Below are 250 nucleotides of genomic sequence, written 5' to 3'. Positions count from 1 at the left end.
ATCGCCAGCCAAACATTCAGCGTGAACATCACGGCAATCATCAGGAGCGTGGTCACGGCAACATGTACGAGATCAGGTAACTGGTGAGCAATGAACGTTTCCACTTTCTCTACGCTTTGTTCCAGCGTTTTCTTGACGGCTCCCGTCGATTTGCCGGTCAGCCATCCGAGCGGAAGCTTGCCGATATGTCCGGAAAGCTTGATCCTGAGACCGTAAAGAATACGGAAAGCGGCGATATGCGAAGCCATTC

The 250-nt window shown here is 52.0% G+C and carries 1 protein-coding gene; it reads right to left on the bottom strand.

Going from position 1 to position 250, the window contains the following annotated elements:
- Positions 1-250: ABC transporter transmembrane domain-containing protein (locus ACSNOG_RS33740; protein ID WP_436756476.1), on the bottom strand; the 250-nt coding region annotated here is incomplete at both ends.

It is taken from the genome of Streptomyces sp. URMC 124 (assembly GCF_051386455.1).
Classification (GTDB): Bacteria; Actinomycetota; Actinomycetes; order Streptomycetales; family Streptomycetaceae; genus Streptomyces.
Note: the sequence above shows the minus strand (reverse complement) of the source record. Positions and strands in the feature narration are given on the sequence as shown.